Source organism: Nonomuraea thailandensis (genome assembly GCF_024172165.1).
Classification (GTDB): Bacteria; Actinomycetota; Actinomycetes; order Streptosporangiales; family Streptosporangiaceae; genus Nonomuraea; species Nonomuraea thailandensis.
In genome coordinates, this window is record NZ_JAMZEB010000002.1 from 11,304,978 (window position 1) to 11,319,215 (window position 14,238).

The 14,238-nt window shown below is 71.8% G+C and carries 16 protein-coding genes; 8 read left to right on the plus strand and 8 right to left on the minus strand.

Annotated features, from left to right (window positions below):
• Positions 1-3 precede the first annotated feature (3 nt).
• Entirely contained in the window at positions 4-1,824 is a 1,821-nt protein-coding gene (locus HD597_RS56650) for a rhamnogalacturonan lyase (protein ID WP_276083279.1), read from the minus strand.
• Between the two features lie 329 nt (positions 1,825-2,153).
• On the opposite strand from HD597_RS56650, the gene HD597_RS56655 reads away from it, so the two are divergent.
• On the plus strand, positions 2,154-3,683 hold the full coding sequence (locus tag HD597_RS56655) for an N-acyl-D-amino-acid deacylase family protein (RefSeq protein ID WP_253756773.1): 1,530 nt from the start codon (positions 2,154-2,156) through the stop codon (positions 3,681-3,683).
• Here HD597_RS56655 and HD597_RS56660 read toward each other — a convergent pair.
• Positions 3,669-3,863, minus strand: coding sequence for a hypothetical protein (locus tag HD597_RS56660; RefSeq protein WP_253756775.1), 195 nt, complete (start codon positions 3,861-3,863; stop codon positions 3,669-3,671). The two genes, HD597_RS56655 and HD597_RS56660, sit on opposite strands and share 15 nt — an antisense overlap.
• 186 nt (positions 3,864-4,049) lie before the next feature.
• Here HD597_RS56660 and HD597_RS56665 point away from each other — a divergent pair, with 186 nt between their 5' ends.
• Positions 4,050-5,273 (plus strand): cytochrome P450 family protein, encoded by a 1,224-nt coding sequence (locus HD597_RS56665; protein ID WP_253756778.1) that lies wholly within the window; start codon positions 4,050-4,052, stop codon positions 5,271-5,273.
• On the opposite strand, the gene HD597_RS56670 is transcribed toward HD597_RS56665, so the two are convergent.
• Entirely contained in the window at positions 5,270-5,890 is a 621-nt protein-coding gene (locus HD597_RS56670; protein WP_253756781.1) for a TetR/AcrR family transcriptional regulator, read from the minus strand. The genes HD597_RS56665 and HD597_RS56670 overlap by 4 nt on opposite strands.
• A 78-nt stretch (positions 5,891-5,968) precedes the next feature.
• Between HD597_RS56670 and HD597_RS56675 the strand changes: the two genes are divergently transcribed.
• Complete coding sequence (locus HD597_RS56675) at positions 5,969-6,241, plus strand: antibiotic biosynthesis monooxygenase (RefSeq protein ID WP_253756784.1); 273 nt, start codon at positions 5,969-5,971, stop codon at positions 6,239-6,241.
• Here HD597_RS56675 and HD597_RS56680 read toward each other — a convergent pair.
• Entirely contained in the window at positions 6,238-7,158 is a 921-nt protein-coding gene (locus tag HD597_RS56680) for a LysR family transcriptional regulator (protein ID WP_253756786.1), read from the minus strand. The two genes, HD597_RS56675 and HD597_RS56680, sit on opposite strands and share 4 nt — an antisense overlap.
• A 72-nt stretch (positions 7,159-7,230) precedes the next feature.
• On the opposite strand from HD597_RS56680, the gene HD597_RS56685 reads away from it, so the two are divergent.
• Positions 7,231-7,620 (plus strand): RidA family protein, encoded by a 390-nt coding sequence (locus HD597_RS56685; protein ID WP_253756789.1) that lies wholly within the window; start codon positions 7,231-7,233, stop codon positions 7,618-7,620.
• 61 nt (positions 7,621-7,681) lie between these two features.
• On the opposite strand, the gene HD597_RS56690 is transcribed toward HD597_RS56685, so the two are convergent.
• Positions 7,682-8,728, minus strand: coding sequence for a hypothetical protein (locus HD597_RS56690; RefSeq protein ID WP_253756791.1), 1,047 nt, complete (start codon positions 8,726-8,728; stop codon positions 7,682-7,684).
• Positions 8,729-8,845: 117 nt separating this feature from the next.
• Here HD597_RS56690 and HD597_RS56695 point away from each other — a divergent pair, with 117 nt between their 5' ends.
• The 3 genes from HD597_RS56695 to pip all read left to right on the plus strand — a co-directional run bounded on the left by HD597_RS56695 (position 8,846) and on the right by pip (position 11,265).
• Positions 8,846-9,628, plus strand: coding sequence for a neutral zinc metallopeptidase (locus HD597_RS56695; RefSeq protein WP_253756793.1), 783 nt, complete (start codon positions 8,846-8,848; stop codon positions 9,626-9,628).
• 64 nt (positions 9,629-9,692) lie between these two features.
• Positions 9,693-10,250: a DUF6624 domain-containing protein gene (locus HD597_RS56700; RefSeq protein ID WP_253756796.1), complete on the plus strand. Its 558-nt coding sequence runs from the start codon at positions 9,693-9,695 to the stop codon at positions 10,248-10,250.
• A gap of 46 nt (positions 10,251-10,296) precedes the next feature.
• A complete protein-coding gene (gene pip, locus HD597_RS56705; RefSeq protein ID WP_253756798.1) occupies positions 10,297-11,265 on the plus strand; it encodes a prolyl aminopeptidase in 969 nt (322 codons plus the stop codon).
• Positions 11,266-11,619: 354 nt separating this feature from the next.
• Here pip and HD597_RS56710 read toward each other — a convergent pair whose 3' ends face one another.
• Positions 11,620-12,114, minus strand: a complete 495-nt coding sequence (locus HD597_RS56710) for an Lrp/AsnC family transcriptional regulator (protein ID WP_253756801.1) — start codon at positions 12,112-12,114, stop codon at positions 11,620-11,622.
• Positions 12,115-12,228: 114 nt separating this feature from the next.
• Here HD597_RS56710 and HD597_RS56715 point away from each other — a divergent pair, with 114 nt between their 5' ends.
• A complete protein-coding gene (locus HD597_RS56715) occupies positions 12,229-12,681 on the plus strand; it encodes a DUF2000 domain-containing protein (protein WP_253756803.1) in 453 nt (150 codons plus the stop codon).
• A gap of 13 nt (positions 12,682-12,694) precedes the next feature.
• On the opposite strand, the gene HD597_RS56720 is transcribed toward HD597_RS56715, so the two are convergent.
• Both HD597_RS56720 and HD597_RS56725 read right to left on the minus strand, forming a co-directional pair.
• Complete coding sequence (locus tag HD597_RS56720) at positions 12,695-13,348, minus strand: LysE family transporter (protein WP_253756805.1); 654 nt, start codon at positions 13,346-13,348, stop codon at positions 12,695-12,697.
• A 37-nt stretch (positions 13,349-13,385) separates the two neighbouring features.
• Positions 13,386-14,228 (minus strand): helix-turn-helix domain-containing protein, encoded by an 843-nt coding sequence (locus tag HD597_RS56725; protein ID WP_253756808.1) that lies wholly within the window; start codon positions 14,226-14,228, stop codon positions 13,386-13,388.
• Positions 14,229-14,238: the final 10 nt, after the last annotated feature.

Consider the following 14,238-nt stretch of genomic DNA (forward strand, 5'->3'; position numbering starts at 1 on the left):
CGGTCAGCGCACGTAGATGTCCGGCCTCGGCGGCGCGGGCATGCGGTCGCCGAGGAAGAAGCTCGTGTGCGGGGGCTGGTTGTAGGCGGTGTTCTGCCAGGCCACCGAGACGCGGTAGAGCGGGTCGTGCATCAGCGTGTAGATGCGCCGGTCCGTCGGCGTGGTGGTGGCGTAGACGCGCAGGGCGCGGTTGTCGCTGGTGGGCCAGACGACCTCCTCGCGCCAGTCGCCGAACAGGTCGGCCGACAGGGACGGGGTGGCCTTGGTGCCGTTGTTGGAGTGCACGCCGGAGGCGGTCAGCAGGCGGGTGTCGGAGCTGGTGCCGTACTTGTCGATCCTGGTCTGGTCGAGCAGCTCCCTGACCGGGTCGGCGTCCCACCAGACGAGGAAGTTCACCGAGGACGGCTCGCGGCCCGCGCTGTTGCCGGTCACGCTGCGCAGGGTCGTGTCCGAGGCGGACCAGAACTCGCTCGCCACCCTGACCGTCGAGATGTCGCCGGCCACGCCGCGGCCGTTGTCGGCGCCCGCCGCGGTGGACCACAGGATGCCGCCGGTGCGCGGGTCGATGTAGAGCGAGCTCGGCTGCGAGGACGACTCGCTGACCTTGAAGTACTCCAGGCCGGCCCTGGCCGGGTCGAAGTCGCCCAGGTGCTGGGCGTCGCCGTGGCCGGTGCGGGTGGACCACATGCCGGCGCCGTTGTCGTTGACGGCCATGGCGCCGTAGACGATCTCGTCGCGGCCGTCGGCGTCGATGTCGCCGACGGACAGGCTGTGGCTGCCCTGCCCGGCGTACTGCGAGCCGGCCGAGTTGCTGTCGAACGTCCAGCGCTTGGTGAGGGCGCCGTTGCGGAAGTCCCAGGCGGCGATGACGCTGCGGGTGTAGTAGCCGCGGGCCATGATCAGCGAGGGACGCTCGCCGTCCAGGTACGCGGTCCCGGCCAGGAACCGGTCCACGCGGTTGCCGTAGTTGTCGCCCCAGGAGGAGACCGTGCCGCGGGGCGGGTCGTAGTTCACCGTGGACATGGCGGCGCCGGTCAGGCCGTTGAACATGGTCAGGTACTCGGGGCCGCTGAGCACGTACCCGCTGGAGTTGCGGTGGTCGGCGCCGGAGCTGCCGATCACCGTGCCGGAGCCGTCCCTGGTGCCGTCGGCGGTCTTCATGGCCACCTCGGCGCGGCCGTCGCCGTCGTAGTCGTAGACCTGGAACTGCGTGTAGTGCGCGCCGGCCCGGATGTTGCGGCCCAGGTCGACGCGCCAGAGCCGGGTGCCGTTCAGCCGGTACGCGTCCACGAACACGTTGCCGGTGTAACCGGACTGCGAGTTGTCCTTGGCGTTGGACGGGTCCCACTTCAGCACGATCTCGTACTGCCCGTCGCCGTCCACGTCGCCCACACTGGCGTCGTTCGCGCTGTAGGTGTAGGAGACGCCGTCCGGGGTGGTGCCGCCGGAGGGCGGCTGGATGGGCACGTCCAGGTACGAGCCGCCGGTGAAGCGCAGGGAGGCGGGCGAGGCGGCCTGCTCGGCCCCGTTGACGACGGCGCGGACGGTGTAGGAGGACTCGGCGGCGGCGCCGTTGTCGAGGTGGTTGGTGGAGCCGGTCAGGCCGGTCGCGACCCTGGTCGAGCCGCGGTAGACGTTGAAGGAGACGCCGTCGGGGTCGGTGCCGAGCAGCCGCCAGGAGACGAGGTTGCCGGAGCCGGAGCGGACGCTGATCAGCCCCCGGTCCAGATCCTCCATCTGCTTGGTCGGCGGTGCGGCCTGGGCGGGGTACGCGGTGGCTGCCAGGGCCAGGACGGCGGCCGCGGCGGCCAGGTGTAAGCGCATGGTGGTTTCCTCTGCGATTGGTAAGCGCTTTCCCGATGGGCGGAAAGAAAGTTTCATGTGGTGCGTGATAGCGCTAACAGGGAGGCGTCGAGCTGAAGGGCGGGGAAAGATGAGGTCCGACCTGCGGGGATGGTCACGGCGGCTCCTCGTCGGCGGCAGGGGCGGCTGGGTCAGCGCCAGGGCGTATTCAAGACCAGCCGGTATGCGCTCCGCAAGAGTGTCCTTGCCCCTGTTTTTGACTGGATGTCAGCGACCTGGAACCTGCGCGGGCGAGCGACGTTGTATGACATAACAAGATTTATTGACTCGTGCGATGATGGGTGGGTTACATGGTCGATCTCATCCTGCGTGGTGGCACCGTGTACGACGGTCTCGGCTCCCCGGCCGTCGCCGGGGACGTCGCCATCTCGGGCGGCTGGGTCGTGGAGGTCGGGCGGGAGCTCGGGGCCGCGCGCCGGGTGATCGACGTCACGGGGCTGGCGGTGGCGCCCGGGTTCGTGGACGCGCACGCGCATTCCGACCTGGTGCCGCTCATGGCGCAGCCGCAGCCGTTCAAGCTGCTGCAGGGCGTCACCACCGAGGTCAACGGCAACTGCGGCTTCTCCTACGCGCCCGACGCCTCCGTGCTGGCGGAGGTGACCGGCGCAGCCGTGCCCGACTGGATGTTCGCCGAGTACCTGGAGACGATCACCGCGGCCAGGCCGACGAACCACATGGCGACCCTCATCGGGCACTCGACGCTGCGCGCGGCCGTGGCCGGGTTCGACGAGCGCCTGCGCGGCGGCGACCTGGAGAGGATGTGCGACCTCGCCGCGGCGGCCTTCGCGGCGGGCGCGTGCGGGCTGTCCAGCGGGCTGATCTACCCGCCTGGCGGTTACGCCGGCACCGACGAGCTGGTGGCGCTGGCCGGCGTGGCGCACGGGTACGGCGTTCCGTACGCCACCCACCTGCGGGACGAGGGCGCCGGGCTGGCCGCGGCGCTGGACGAGGCCATCGAGGTGGCGCGGCGGGCCCGCGTGCGGCTGCAGGTGTCGCACTGCAAGGTCGCCGGGCGGGCGAACCACGGGCGGGCCCGGATGTTGCTCGACCGGCTGCGCGAGGCCCGGATGAGCGGGGTGGACGTGCGCGGCGACCAGTACCCGTACGTCGCGGGCGCGACCGTGCTGGCCGCGCTGCTGCCCCCGTCGGCGCTGGCCGGCGGCCGGGTGCGCGAGGTGCTGGCGGCGCCGGCCGAGCGGGACCGGCTGCGCGCGCGGGCCGAGGCGGGCGGGACGGGGGCGGGCCTGTGGCAGGACGTCACGCCGGACGACGTGCTGATCACCGCGCATGCCGAGCCCTCCTACGCCGGCCGCTCGCTGGCCGACATCGCCCGCAGGCTGGAGGTGGACGCCTGGGCGGCCACCTGCGCGCTGGTCGCCGCCGATCCGGCCGCCACGATGGTGGCCTTCCTGATGGCCGAGGAGGACCTGACCGAGATCATGGCCGACCCGCTCATCGGCATCGGCTCCGACAACGGGCTCCCCACCGGCCTGGAGCACCCCCGTACGTGGGGCTGCTTCCCGCGCTTCTTCGGCACGTACGTGCGGGAACGCGAGATCGTCTCCTGGGAGGAGGCCGTGCGCAAGGCGACCTCCGCGAACGCCGACCAGTTCGCCCTGCGCGGGAGGGGCTGGCTGGGCCCCGGCGCCTGGGCCGACATCTGCGTCTTCGACCCTGGCGCCATCGGCCATTCCGGCACCTACGCCGCCCCCTCCGCCCGGCCGTCGGGCATCGTGCACGTGCTGCTCGAAGGGCAGGTGGTGGTGGAGTCGGGCGAGTTCACCGGTGAGCGCAGGGGCCGCGTCCTACGGGTGCGCTGACCCGGCCTCCTCGCGGGGCGCCGCCGCCGCGTGCCCGCGGGCGCGCAGCAGCGGGACGGCGGCGCTCATGGCCAGCGCCGTGGCCAGCGCCGTGGCCAGCGCCGTGGCCAGCGCCGTGGCCAGGGCCAGGCCGGGAAGCAGCAGCCGCCGTCGGGGCCGTAACGGGCTGTTGGCGATCACCCGGACATCTTGCTACAAGTGCGGAGAGGGCGGTTCGCTGCGGGAGCTGGATGAAGTCGTCCCGTAGCAGTATGTAGCTTCGGCGGCAGGTGTCGCCGACTGCGCGGTGACATGACCACGAAGCGCTCTGGCCCGGATCGTCGGTTGAGCGGACAGTTGAAGTCCCTCCGACATGGGAGACTGCGCATGGAACCCCTGCAGATTCCAGTCCCTGGTGAGCGAACGTCGCAGACGATCCGCCGGTTCAGGGACGAAGGCGGACCTGTCGTTCCCATCGAGTTGCCGGGCAAGGTCAACGCCTGGATGGTGACCTCGTACGAGAGCGTCAACGAGGTGCTGATCAACGACGGCACCCTGTTCAGCAAGAACCACCTCAACTGCCCCGCCCTGCACGACGGCACCATCCCCCCTGACTGGCCGCTGCGCCAGCTCGTCCAGGGTGACCACCTGCTGACCAAGGACGGCGACGACCACCGCCGGCTGCGCGGCCTCATCAACCGCGCCTTCACCCCCGCCAGGGTGGCCTCCATGGGGCCGCGCATCCAGCAGATCACCGACGGGCTGCTCGACGGGCTGGCCGGCGAGGGCGAGGTGGTCGACCTCGTACGGCACTTCAGCGAGCCGCTGCCCATCGCCGTGATCTGCGAGCTGTTCGGCGTGCCGGAGGAGGAGCGCTATCAGCTCCGCGAGTGGACGAACGTGCTGCTCTTCCACACCGCCAGCCCGGAGGAGGCCGCGGGGGCGGCGCAGGCGATGCTGGGGTACCTGGCCGCGTTCATCGAGCGCAAGCGCGCCGAGCCGGGCGACGACCTGACCAGCGGGCTGATCCAGGCGCAGGAGGACGACGGGGACCGGCTGTCGGACAACGAGATGTTGTGGATCCTGTGGCTGGTGCTCATCGCCGGTCACGAGACCACCGTGCACCTGATCGCGAACAGCGTGATCGCCCTGTGCGCCCACCCGTCCCAGGTGCCGGCCACCGACGATCAGGATTCCTGGGCGAAGGTGGTGGAGGAGGCGCTGCGCAGCCGGAACTCGGTGCTGAACGTCATGTTCCGCTACCCGCTCCAGGACGTGCAGGTGGCGGGAACGAAGATCCCGGCGGGGGAGCCGATCGTCGTCGCGCTCGACGGGGCCGACACGGATCCCGTCCGGTACGGCCCGGACGCCACGCTGTTCGACGCCTCGCGCGAGCCGGACGTGCACGTCGGCTTCGGCCGCGGGCCGCACTTCTGCCTCGGGGCCCCGCTGGCGAGGCTGGAGATGCGGATCGCGCTGTCGTCGTTGTTCGGCCGGTATCCCGGGCTGCGGGTCGCGGTGGACGAGATCTCCTACACGCCCTCGCTCATCACGGAGGGGCCGGTGGCGCTGCCGGTGGTGCTCGGGCCTCGTAGCCGGCCGGCGGGTTAGCGCCGCTGGACGGCCGGATCCCGGAGCGGGCCGGTGAGGTGGTGCTGGACGACCGGGGCCAGGATGGACGCGGCGTCCTGCCTGGGCAGTGAGGCCAGCGGGCCGATGCGGAGCACGTACCGTGCCGTCGCCACGCCGAGCAGGTAGGCCCCGGTGAGGGCGGCGCGCAGCTCGGGCTCGTCGGCCTCGATGGCCCGCGCCAGGGGCAGCATCACCGCGTCCGTCATGAACGCCGTGACCATGGCCGACGCGCTCGGCGCGGCCGTGGCGGCCCGGACCACGGCCAGCATCCTGGGGCCTGTGTGCGGGTCCTCCCACAACTCCAGATAGCGGCGGGCGAGGCGCGCGCCGAGATCGGCGGCCTCGCCCTCGCCGGCCAGGGTGACCAGGTCCCGCATGGGCGGGTCGGCGCGGAGGGCCGCGTCGAAGAGCCCGTCCTTGCTGCCGAAGAACTGCACCACCAGAGCGGGATCGACGCCCGCCGCCCGGGCCACCCCACGGATCGTGGTGCCGTCGTAGCCGGACTCGGCGAAACTGCGCTGCGCGGCTTGGAGTATCTCCTCGCGCGTACGGCTCGCGCCTGGCCGCCGCCCTCCGGCCCGCTTCTGCTGTGACATGGCCCCAGAGTAACTCGCCGCTGTTGAGTTCGGTGTGCTAGATTTAACTCAACAGCGTTGAGTTAGAGGAGTCCAGCCATGGAGTACCTGCTCATCAGGCAGCGGTTCACCGACTACGACACGTGGCGCGCGGCGTTCGACGAGCTGGGGGAGGTGCGGTCGGCGGCCGGGATGCGCACCGTCCTGGTCACCGTCGACGCCGAGCAGCCGGAGGAGGCGGTCGTGTTGTTCGAATGCGACGACGCCCAGGCGATGCGGCGGCACTTCGCGTCCGACGCGCTCAAGGAGGCGCACCGGAAGGCGGGCGTGGTGCCCGGCAGCAACCAGGCCAGCGTGCTGATCCCCCGCTAGCGTCCGCCTGCCGCCGGGGCGCCGCCCTGTCGGAGCACCGTTTCCAGCAGGCCGGTGACGAGCGGTTCGGTGTCGTCGGCGCGCCAGGCCGCCGCCACGCTCGTGCGTACGCCGCCCGGCGTGACCCGGCGGAACGCCACCCCCCTGAGCCGGATCCGGCGGATGCTCGCAGGCGCCAGCGACACACCCAGCCCCGCCTCCACCAGCGCGCACACGGTCTGCCACTCCACCGCGTGCTGCGCCACCTCGGGGGTGAACCCGGCCGCACCGCACATCCGGGTGATCCGGTCGTACAGGCCGGGCCCGTGCTCGCGCGGCAGCAGCACGAACGGCGAGCCGGCCAGCCGCGCGAGCTCGACCGCGCGTCCGGCGGCGAGCGGATGCCCGGTCGGCAGCACGGCCACGAACGGCTCCCGCAGCACGGTCGCGAACCCCAGCTCGGGCTCGTCGTCCGGCGGCTCCCGCAGCAGCCCGACGTCGATGCGCCGCTCCCGCAGGGCGGCGAGCTGGGGCGCCGTCGTCATCTCGTGGATCTCGATGCGCACTCGCGGGAAACGCTCCCGATAGGCGCTCAGCAGCTCCGGCAGGATCGTCAGGGCCAGCGAGGCGGCGAACCCGAGCCGGATCCGCCCCGCCCGGCCGCTGCCCACGGCCCGCGCCGCCGCCAGCCCGCCGGCCAGCTCGTCCAGCGCCCGGCGAGCCGCGGGCAGCAGCTCGTGACCGGCGGGGGTGAGCGCGACCCGCCCCGGCGCGCGGCTGAACAGCGCGTGCCCCACCTTGTCCTCCAGCCGGCGGATCTGCTGGCTGAGCGGCGGCTGCGCGATGCCCAGGCGGTCGGCGGCGTGGCCGAAGTGCAACTCCTCGGCGAGCACGACGAAGGCGTGCAACTGGGCCAGCGGCAGCTCCGGGCGATCCATACCCCTAGAGATATCAGCCCATGGCCTCGGCTGTATTAGACGTATCAGTGCTGGCCACGTACCGTTCCGCGCATGACGGAGCGACGCGCGATCCTCAGCGGTTCCACGTTCGAGGAGCAGATCGGATATGCCAGGGCCGTGGTGGACGGCGACTGGGTGCACGTCTCGGGGACGACCGGGTTCGACTACTCGACGATGACCATCTCCGACGACGTGGTCGAGCAGGCCGCGCAGTGCCTGCGCAACATCGGCCAGGCGCTGGAGGAGGCCGGGTGCGGCTTCGGCGACGTCGTACGCGTGCGCTACCTCCTGCCCGACCGCGCCGACTTCGAGCCGTGCTGGCCCGTGCTGCGCGAGTGCTTCGGCGACGTGCGGCCGGCCGCCACGATGCTCATGTGCGGCCTGGCGGATCCGCGCATGAAGATCGAGATCGAGGTGTACGCCCGGCGTCGATCGGTGTGACGTGGGTGCCTTCCGTGGCCGGCGTCGGCCAGCCGGTCAGGGGAGCCACCCACGCCCGGTGTCAGTCGGTCAGCGCCTCGAACAGGCCCGTCACGCCGATCGCGTCCAGGATCGAGGTGGGGCCCCCGTTCGCCGAGGCGGGGTCCGGGCAGCTCGCCGGGTAGCTGACCAGCGTGCTCAGGAGCTGGTTCACGCCGATGGCGCCCAGCAGCGAGGGCGGGACCTGCTGGGGGCCGGCGACGGCGGACGATCCGGGGGACGAGCCGTCCGTCACGCAGGCAGCCTGGAAGTTGATGACGAGCGTTTCGAGGTCCTTGGCGATCCGCGCGGTGTCGAGGCTCGACAAGGGCGGCGTCTGCGCGCCCTGAACCGTCGTGGAGCGGGCGCACACCAGCACCCGGTCGATGGCGTCCTTGAACGTGGTGCGGACGGGCGGGACCGACGTCTCGTACGCGTTCAGCGGAGAGAGCCTGAGGCCGGGCGAGGCGGACGCCGAGGCGCTGGGAGCCGTGGACGGCGAGGCACTGGGCACGGCGGGCGGCGAGGCACTGGGCACGGCGGGCGGCGAGGCGGAGACCGAGGCCGAGACCGACGAACTCGGGGCGGCGGACGGGCTCAGGCTGGGGCCGGCGTACCAGGGCTGCCCCGGGTACGCGCCGCCGGCGCCCGGCTGGACGGGGCTCGCGCCGCCGGTCCCCGGCTGGTACGTGGCGGTGTCCTGCGGCTGGCCCGGCTGGCCCGGCTGGCCCGGCTGAGCCTGTAGCGGCCGGCCCGGCAGGGCGTGTCGTGGATCGTACGGCATCGCGCGCAGCGCACCCCAGGGCATGATGTACGGCACCGCGGGAATGGCGGGCACGTTCACGCCGCCCGAGAAGAACCCCCGGAGCCGGCTGTCGGCGACGATCGTGTCCATCAGCCCCCTGATGTCGTCGGCGGTGACGGTCACGGCGAGCGAGCCGGGCGGTGACACGTTGATGCTGAACACGTCGTGGCTTCTGACGCACTGGCCGGCGGGCTCGTTCCTGGTGTCGTCCGCGAGCGCCGGCGCGGCGGTCGCGAGCAGGGCGGCGGAAGTGGCGGTGGCTACGGCAAGGGCATGCCGGTACATGATGCTCCCTGAGGGTGATGATCCGGTTATCGCTGCGATCAGTACCCTTAGTGGTGGTTCAATTACTTCATAGTTGGATCTAGCCCTCTTTACACCGGGGCTCTATTGTCACGCTTCGTGAAATCGTTGAAAACCGCCGTCGTGGCGTGTGCGCTCGTTGCGCCCTTAGTTGGTACGACGAATGCCGCGGCGGCGACGTACCCCGTGAAGCACCCCAAACTAATCGATAATCCGCTATACACGGCGGGCTCGCTTCCTACCACGACCTGTGCGGAAACCGAGGTGAAGAACGGCAGCACCGAGCAGGCCCGCGCCTACTTCGACGCGGTCATCACCTGTCTGGAAACGACGTGGGAGCAGCACCTCGCCGCCGCCGGCCTCGACTACGAGCCGGTCAAGGTGAAGCATGTCGCCAAGGTCCCCAAGAACTGGTGCGACTTCGGGACGTCCAAGAACGACTCCCGGGTGTTGTATTGCGAGCAGACCCGCACCATGGCCGTCCAGATCGGCAAGAGCTGGACGAAGGACCTGTCGGACCTCTGGCTTCTCCACATCGCCAGTGCGGTCTACGCCTACCACGTCCAGGGTCTCGTGGGCATCGGCGCGGCCTACGACGCGGCGCCCTATGGCAAGCGAGCCGAGCTCCATGAGCAGTCGCGCCGTTACGAGCTCCAGGCGACGTGTCTGAGCGGCGCCTTCATCAAGAGCGTCTGGCCGATGGAAGGCCGCACGTCGAAGGACTGGAACTATCTGGTGAGCCTGATCCAAGGCGATGCTCCCGGCGACGAGCGCTGGGACGGCAAGACGTCCACCCAGCGGTTCTGGCTCAAGCGGGGCTTCGCCACCGCCGATCCCCGGTCGTGCAACACCTGGACGGCCGCGTCCTCCAAGGTAGCCTGACCGGACGACCGCCCGCGGTGGCCGTTCCGGTCACCGCGGCACCCCCGGCGGAAGGAGCCGGAGCATGCGCGCGTTCCTCATCTCCCTGCTCGCCACGCTCGCCCTCGTCGCGGCCTGTGGCGACGCCGAACCTGCCGATCCGGCCCTGCGCACCGAACTGCTCGCGATGCTCAAGCTGGACCAGGAGGTCAGGACCCTGGAAGCGTCCCAGGAGGACTGGGACCGTGTGGAGAAGGCCAACACCGACCGCATGCGCCAGATCCTCGACCAGCACGGCTGGCCCGGGTACGAGCTGGTCGGCAAGGACGGCGCGCAGGCCGCCTGGGCGCTCGTCCAGCACGCCGACCGCGACCTGCAGCTGCAGAAGCGCGGCCTGGAGCTGATGCGGCGGGCCGCGGAAGAGGGCGACGCCGACCCGTCCGACCTGGCCTTTCTCGTGGACCGGGTACGGGTGGCGGAGGGCAGGCCGCAGGTGTACGGCACGCAGTGGGAGACCGATCCGCAGGGCCGGTGGAAGCCCCGCACTCCCATCGAGGACGAGGCGAAGGTGGACGACCGGCGGGCCGACGCCGGGCTCAAGCCGTTGCGCGAGTATCTGGAGGAGCTGAAGTCGGCGGGGTGACTCCGGCTATATTGAAGCGCTGTTACATTGCTGAGAGGAGCCCTCGTTGTATCCCCCGATCGAACCGTACGAGCACGGCATGCTGGACGTCGGCGACGGCGACCTCGTCTACTGGGAGGTCTGCGGCAACCCTGACGGCAAGCCCGCCGTGGTCGTGCACGGCGGGCCGGGCTCCGGCTGCTCGGCCGGCGCGCGCCGCACGTTCGACCCGGAACGTTTCCGCATCGTCCTGTTCGACCAGCGCAACTGCGGCCGCAGCCGCCCGCACGCCAGTGACCCGGCCACCGACCTGACCCGCAACACCACTCCCCGGCTGATCGCCGACATGGAGCGGCTGCGCGAGCACCTCGGCATCGACCGGTGGCTGATGTACGGCGGCTCGTGGGGCTCGACGCTGATCCTGGCCTACGCCGAGACCCATCCCGAGCGGGTGTCGGAGATCGTCATCCCCGCCGTCACGACGACGCGCCGCTCGGAGATCGAGTGGCTCTACCGGGGCGTCGGCAGGTTCTTCCCCGAGGAGCAGGAGCGGTTCGTGCGCGGGGTGCCCGACGCCGATCGCGACGGGGACGTGTTCCAGGTGCTGGCCGCCTACTCGCGGCTGCTGTCCGACCCCGACCAGCGGGTACGCGAGAAGGCCGCCCAGGACTGGGTGACCTGGGAGGACGCCGTGATCTCCCAGGAGGTCAACGGCACGCCCAACGCCTACAGCGACCGGCCCGCCGACGCCGTCATGGCCATGGTCCGCATCTGCGCGCACTACTTCTCCAACGGCGCCTGGCTGGAGGAGGGGGAGCTGGTGCGGAACGCGGGACGGCTGGCCGGCATCCCCGGCGCGCTGATCCACGGCCGCCTCGACATGGGCGGCCCGCTGCACACGGCGTGGGAGCTGGCCAAGGCCTGGCCGGACGCCGAGCTGCACGTGGTGGAGGACTCCGGGCACACGGGCAGCGAGACGTTCAGGAAGGTGCTCCACGAGGCCATCGAGCGATTCTCTCCGCCGAAGGAGGGGTGAACCCGCGGCTCGCGATCATCTCGGGGTTTGGACGGTGCCCCTGGTGACCATCGCCTCACCGTCGGACGACTCCGTACGGGTGAGCCGCGGGTTCGCAGGCCGGCAGGTGGACAGGGCGCGGCGAGGCGCCGCCAGCAGCATCGCCACCCCTTGTCCGCTCGCTGACCTGCCGTAACCGTAGCCGGGCCGCCCATTCGGCCACCACCTATTTAGCGTTGCGGCCAGCAGGTGTTCACCTTCGCGGCCTCGGCGGGTCGTCAAGGCGCGGCCTCGGCGGGTCGTCCAGGCGCGGCCTCGGCAGGTCGTCAAGGTGCGGCATCCGCAGGCGTGAAGCCACGCGGCGGCAGGCGGCGTTCAGCGCTTGCGGCCGGTGCGGGGACGGGAGGGGCGCTCCGGCGGCAGCACCTCCACCGACGTCTTGCGGATGTGGTCGTAGACCAGCGAGGTGCGCACGTCGGCGATGTTGCGGTGCCGGGAGACGTGGTCGAGCACGAAGTCGCGCAGGTGCCCGGCGTCCCGCACGCCGACCTGGATGATGAAGTCGTCACCGCCCGACACGACGAACACGGCCAGCGTCTCCGGCAGCGCGGCCACGTAGTCGCGGAAGCCCTCCACGGCCTCGCGGATCTTGGGGTGCAGGCGTACGTTGATCAGCGCCTGCACCGGCCGGCCGATCGCGTCGAGGTTGACCTCGGCGTGGAAGCCCTCGATGACGCCGGACGAGCGCAGCGAGCGCACCCGCTCCAGGCAGGTCGAGGGGGCGATGCCGAGGTGCTCGGCCAGCTCGCGGTTGGTCTGGCGGCCGTCGCGCTGCAGCTCGGCGAGGATCGCCGTATCTAGTTCGTCCACGTACGCATCTTGGCACGGGTTTCCGAATTATCTTCGGAAATACCGCTTCCTGGTTGGTGAAACGGCGGTCGCGGTGTGACCCTTCTGGGACAACTTCGGAGGAGGGATCCGTCGATGACCGTGCTGGACGAGCTCGAACGCCGTACCGATCTGCCCACCAAGGAGCTCGCGATCAAGTGGGTGATCGTGATCGACCGCGACCTGCCCAGGGGGCTGCAGGCCAACGCCGCGGCCTGCCTGGCCGCCTCCGTCGCGGTGGCCGTGCCGGCGATCGTCGGGTCGGGCGGGCAGGACGCCTCCGGGCTCCCGCACGCCGGGCTGCCCTGGACGGGGTGCACGGTGCTGGGAGCGCCGGCCGCGATCGTGGGCCGGATCAGGAAGGACGCCGCCGGCGAGCCCGGCCTGGTGGTGACCGACATGGCGGCCATCGCGCAGCGGACGAACGTCTACGACGACTACCTGGCCGAGCTGGCGCGTACGGAGGAGCCGCCGTACTACGCGGTCAGCCTCTTCGGGCCCCGGCCGATCGTCGAGCGGCTCACGGGGCGGCTGCCGCTGCTTCGGTGAGCGAGCGGACCTCTCACGAGACGCCCGGCAACAGCCTGGCCGCGAGCAGGACCGCGAAGCCGATCAGCGCCGCACCGCACGCCGCCTCCAGCACCCGTACGGCCACCGGCGGCAGCGCCCTGCGCAGGACGGCGATGAGCCCCGCCGAGACGAAGCACCAGGCGAGGGACGAGGTCATGAACCCGGCGAAGAACACGGCCAGGCTCCCGGCCCCCGCGTCCTCACCCAGCACGGCGCCGACCGCCCCGGCCGCGCCCGACCAGTACACGACGTTCCAGGGGTTGCCCAGCGACATGGCGGCGCCGACGGCCACCGCACCCCGGCTGGAGCGCCCGCCTGCCGGCGGCTCCTGGCGGCCTTCGGCGGGCGCGGGCCCGGGCCGGGGAAAGGCGGCGTCGCGCAGGCCGGTCAGCCCGAGCCAGGCGAGCAGCAGGCACCCGGCGACCGTCATCGGCACCCGCAGCACGGGGACCGCGAACAGCGCCCCGACGCCCGCCAGCCCGAGCACCGCCCACACGGCGTCGCCCGCCAGCGACCCGGCCTGCACCGCGAACGCCGGCTTGAACCCGCCCCGCACCCCTCGGCGCAACGACTCGCTGAACACCGCGCCGGGCGCCGCGTTGAACACCAGCCCGATCCAGAGGGCCAGCGTGAAGATCTCGGACATGGCGTCCACTCTGTCGGCGGGGGCGGGCGGCGTCTTGTCAGATGTTGACGGCCCGGTAGCGGCCGGGCGTGATGGCGTACGCGGCGGTGAAGTGCCGGTGGAAGTGCGCCTGGTCGGCGAACCCCAGCCCGTGGGCCACCTCCGCGACCCCCAGCCCTCCGCGCAGCCGGCGGCGGCCCTCGGCCAGCCTCGCCTGGAGGTGCCACGCGTACGGCGGGCAGCCGGTGGCCCGGGTGAAGGAGCGGACGAGGTGCTCCCTGGACATCCCGGCCTCGCCGGCGAGGTCGGCCAGCCGCGGCGCGCTGGACAGGTCGGCCCGCAGCCGGTCCAGCACGGCGGCGATCCTGGCGTCCCCCGGCTCCGGCTCGGGAGAGCGCCGGGCCTGGGCGGGGGCGGCGAGATCGAGCAGCCGGAGGAGCACGAGCACCAGCCGCTCCTCGACCAGAGCGACGGCCTCGTCCCGGCCCGGGCCGGCACCGGGAGGGCCAACCGGGCCGGGGTCGCCACTCCTCGTCACCGCCAGGCGCCCGGCCGCCCGGAGCAGTTCGTTCCGTAGCCGGGGAGCGCGGACGACGGATCGCGAGAAGTCGGGGGGCGGGCCGCCGACCAGCGCGCCGAGCACGTCCGGCGGGACGTACCAGCTCACGCAGGTGAACGCCGCCCCTTCGGGGGTCCGCGTGGTGCAGGACTGGACCTGGCCCGGGTTGTACGCGGTCACCTCGTCCAGATCGACCTCGAACGAGGACCGGTCCAGCCGCACCCGCTCCCGCCCGCTGACGTTGACGCTGATGACGTACTCGTCGTGGCTGTGCCGGGCGAACCCGCCGGACGCCGGGGTGACGACGGCGAGCTGGGTGCCGTTCACGTCCCTGACCTGCATGCCCGCAAGA

Excerpts from the sequence above, each read along its gene's own strand:
- HD597_RS56650 (WP_276083279.1), bottom strand. The coding sequence starts at position 1,824 with ATGCGCTTACACCTGGCCGCCGCGGCCGCCGTCCTGGCCCTGGCAGCC.
- HD597_RS56655 (WP_253756773.1), top strand. The coding sequence starts at position 2,154 with ATGGTCGATCTCATCCTGCGTGGTGGCACCGTGTACGACGGTCTCGGC.
- HD597_RS56665 (WP_253756778.1), top strand. The coding sequence starts at position 4,050 with ATGGAACCCCTGCAGATTCCAGTCCCTGGTGAGCGAACGTCGCAGACG.
- HD597_RS56670 (WP_253756781.1), bottom strand. The coding sequence starts at position 5,890 with ATGTCACAGCAGAAGCGGGCCGGAGGGCGGCGGCCAGGCGCGAGCCGT.
- HD597_RS56675 (WP_253756784.1), top strand. The coding sequence starts at position 5,969 with ATGGAGTACCTGCTCATCAGGCAGCGGTTCACCGACTACGACACGTGG.
- HD597_RS56680 (WP_253756786.1), bottom strand. The coding sequence starts at position 7,158 with ATGGATCGCCCGGAGCTGCCGCTGGCCCAGTTGCACGCCTTCGTCGTG.
- HD597_RS56685 (WP_253756789.1), top strand. The coding sequence starts at position 7,231 with ATGACGGAGCGACGCGCGATCCTCAGCGGTTCCACGTTCGAGGAGCAG.
- HD597_RS56690 (WP_253756791.1), bottom strand. The coding sequence starts at position 8,728 with ATGTACCGGCATGCCCTTGCCGTAGCCACCGCCACTTCCGCCGCCCTG.
- HD597_RS56700 (WP_253756796.1), top strand. The coding sequence starts at position 9,693 with ATGCGCGCGTTCCTCATCTCCCTGCTCGCCACGCTCGCCCTCGTCGCG.
- HD597_RS56715 (WP_253756803.1), top strand. The coding sequence starts at position 12,229 with ATGACCGTGCTGGACGAGCTCGAACGCCGTACCGATCTGCCCACCAAG.
- HD597_RS56720 (WP_253756805.1), bottom strand. The coding sequence starts at position 13,348 with ATGTCCGAGATCTTCACGCTGGCCCTCTGGATCGGGCTGGTGTTCAAC.
- HD597_RS56725 (WP_253756808.1), bottom strand. The coding sequence starts at position 14,228 with ATGCAGGTCAGGGACGTGAACGGCACCCAGCTCGCCGTCGTCACCCCG.